General features: G+C 65.3%; 3 protein-coding genes and 1 pseudogene. All 4 read right to left on the reverse strand.

Annotated elements, in window-relative coordinates; all coding sequences use genetic code 11:
- Window positions 1-702, reverse strand: a 702-nt coding sequence (locus KXR83_RS26715) for a biotin-dependent carboxyltransferase family protein (RefSeq protein WP_437427226.1), incomplete at its 3' end; no start/stop codon positions are given.
- On the reverse strand, window positions 699-1,310 hold the full coding sequence (gene pxpB / locus KXR83_RS26720; protein WP_437427227.1) for a 5-oxoprolinase subunit PxpB: 612 nt from the start codon (window positions 1,308-1,310) through the stop codon (window positions 699-701). The genes pxpB and KXR83_RS26715, both read right to left, overlap by 4 nt.
- Window positions 1,307-2,065, reverse strand: coding sequence for a LamB/YcsF family protein (locus tag KXR83_RS26725; protein ID WP_437427228.1), 759 nt, complete (start codon window positions 2,063-2,065; stop codon window positions 1,307-1,309). Before KXR83_RS26725 ends, pxpB begins: the two co-directional genes overlap by 4 nt.
- A pseudogene (locus KXR83_RS26730) lies at window positions 2,062-2,450 on the reverse strand (hypothetical protein); the annotation flags it as partial. The pseudogene KXR83_RS26730 and the gene KXR83_RS26725, both read right to left, overlap by 4 nt.

Here is a 2,450-nt window from a genome sequence, read left to right on the forward strand (position 1 = left end):
CTCGCTGGGCAACTGACGGTCGGGGTCGCGATGCGAAAGCCCACGCGCCTGGCCGCTCAACCGCATTCCTACCCGGTCGCTGTGATCGGATGCCTGCCACGTCGCACGTACCAGGTCATCGGCGTCGAGCACCCATGCGTCGCGCGGACCGCGAATCGCGCGCAGTTCCACCTCACCGGCCGGCGGCGCCGCAACGGGGGCTAGGTCGAGTTCCGGTAGTTCGCCGGGCCGGGGTCCGATCTCCACCACCATCCCGGCTGCCAACGGGTCCGGCCCGAGCCCGGACATGGTGTCGGTACTGCACGAACCCAACGTGGACTTCGCGGCGATGCCACCGCGGACCGCTACATACGCACGAAGTCCGGCACGTGCCATTCCGAGCGTCACCGAGCCCCCGGCATGCACCACAAACGGTGCGTTCGTCCCGACCGGGCGAGGTCCTGAACCGTGATCGACCAGCACGTCCACGTCGGCACCGGTGACCGCCAGCCACACCTGCTCCATGGCCCGAAGCGACAGCCCGCCGAGAGTCACCTCGAGGGTTGCGGCGTCCTCAGGGTTCGACAACAACCGGTTGCCGAGACGGTGCGACCTGCGGTCGGCGGCACCGGACCGGCTAACGCCGAGGGAGGCGAGCCCAGGCCGGCCACCATCTTGAACGGTGGTGAGCGGCCCCGTGGCCAACACCTCGAGCGTGCTCACGAGACGCTCCGAAAGCGTACAAAGGTGCCCGGCTGGAGGAGTGCAGGCGGGTCGCGGTCCACATCCCACATCGGTAAGTCCGTGTGTCCCAACAGTTGCCAACCGCCGGGGGACTGTCGTGGGTAGATCCCACTGAACTCGCCGGCGAGTCCGACGGCGCCCGTCGGCACCTTGGTTCGGGCTTCGTCGCGGCGCGGGACCTGCAGGCGTGGGTCGCCGCCGATGAGGTAGGCGAACCCGGGTGCAAATCCTCCGAAAGCCACCTGCCAAGGAGCGCTGGTGTGGGCGGTGACTACCTCGTCCGGGGACAGTCCGGTGAGGCGCGCGATGTCGTCGAGATCGGGCCCGTCGTAGATCACTGGCACTTCCACCGTTGTGCCGTCCCGACGAGCTTCCCCGGACGTCGGGGTGAGTCGTTCGAGTGCAGTGCGCAGCGCGCCAGTTCTACCTGGGCCATCTGCGGTCACCAAAACCGTTCTGGCGCCAGGAACCACATCGACGACGCCGGGCAAATCCGCCTCGTTGATGGCGACCGTCCAGCCGATCGCCTGATCGGTGGTCTCCGCCTCGATGAGCAAAGACCGATCGCCGTACGTCAGAACCGTCATGAGAAAGGCTCTATTTCAACACCATTCGTACCGAGGATGTCCCGGACGGCACGAGCCATTTCGACCGCGGCAGGGGAGTCGCCGTGTACGCACACCGAGTCCACGTCGATTYTCACTTTGGAACCGTCGACTGCCTCGACCACTCCGTCGCTGACCATCCGAAGTACTCGCTCGGCCACTGCGTCGGGATCGTGTAGCACTGCGCCGGGTTCGCGACGCGACACYAGCGTTGCCGAGGGCGTGTACCCGCGATCGGCGAATGCCTCTCGGACCACTCGGAGTCCTCGCGATTCTGCCAGCTCGAGAAGCCGCGAGCCCGGTAGCCCGAGGATCGCAAGTCCCGGATCAACCGCGGCCACCGCGTCGACCACCGCTGAAGCGTGTTCTTCGTGGTGAACGGCTGTGTTGTACAGCGCACCATGGGGTTTGACGTAGGTGACCGTGCCGCCGACGGCTGCGGCAAGTGCTTGCAATCCGCCGATCTGGTACACCACGTCGTCGGTCAATTCGGTTCGCGACGCGTCGACGAATCGTCGGCCGAATCCAGCGAGGTCACGATAGGCGACCTGGGCGCCGATCCGGACGTCGCGTTGCACCGACCACCGCGCGGTGCGGGCAATGGTGCTGGGATCGCCGGCATGGAACCCACACGCGATGTTCGCGCTGGTGACCAGGTCGAGCATGGCCTCGTCGTCGCCGAGTTCCCACCTGCCGAACGATTCGCCGATGTCGCTGTTGAGATCGATGGTGGTCATAGGTCACCGAGTTTTGTGAGTGACTCATAGCCCAGATACAGGGTGACCAGCCATGCGATGACACCGATGGCCAACAACCATGTGGGATAACGGTATCCGCCGAGCAGATCGCGGCGACGCCAGGCGACCCACAGCACGATGGTGAAACCGATGGGCAAAATGATGCCGTTGAAAGCTCCGGCGAAGATGAGCAGCTTCACCGGGGTGGTCTCGATCAGTAGATAGATGACGGTGGTAATTGCGATGAAACCGACCGTCAGCAGATTGCGGGTGCGAGCGGGCGTGTTCGACGTGGTGAGGAACGACACCGATGTGTACGCCGCACCGATGACCGACGTGATACTCGCCGCCCACAGATGCGCGAAACCGTCGGCGAGGAACAGAG

Origin of the sequence: Williamsia muralis (assembly GCF_051487485.1) — a bacterium.
In the GTDB taxonomy this organism is placed as follows: Bacteria; Actinomycetota; Actinomycetes; order Mycobacteriales; family Mycobacteriaceae; genus Williamsia; species Williamsia muralis_B.